Origin of the sequence: Enterococcus sp. S183_ASV_20, from assembly GCF_018919685.1 — a bacterium.
Classification (GTDB): Bacteria; Bacillota; Bacilli; order Lactobacillales; family Enterococcaceae; genus Enterococcus; species Enterococcus faecalis.
In genome coordinates, this window is sequence record NZ_JAHLRI010000197.1 from 1 (window position 1) to 304 (window position 304).

General features: G+C 31.9%; 1 protein-coding gene. It reads right to left on the minus strand.

Annotation, left to right across the window (positions count from 1 at the left end; translation table 11 throughout):
- Window positions 1–304, minus strand: a 304-nt coding sequence (locus KQI94_RS16405) for a Tn3 family transposase (RefSeq protein WP_216454697.1), incomplete at both ends; no start/stop codon positions are given.

The following is a 304-nucleotide window of genomic DNA, read 5'->3' on the forward strand; positions in this document are numbered from 1 at the left end:
CTGTAATATAATCTATCATAAAAATGCTCTTTTCAATGCGACCTAGTTCTCTCAGTGCAAGAGCTACTCTATTCTTACGTGCGTATGAGCCTAGCTTTCCTAATAGTAAAGAACTAGATACTTTTCCTGTTTGAATCGAATAGGCGATTCGTTTAATTTCATCATAGTTTTCTTCAATAATTTTTACATTGATTTTTCCGCTTATATCTTCTGATAAGTTAGGGTAGTAGGAAGGTGATTTGATAGAAAATAATTGTGATTTTTTTATATTTCTGATGCGAGGTTCAAAATCAAAGCCTAGTAA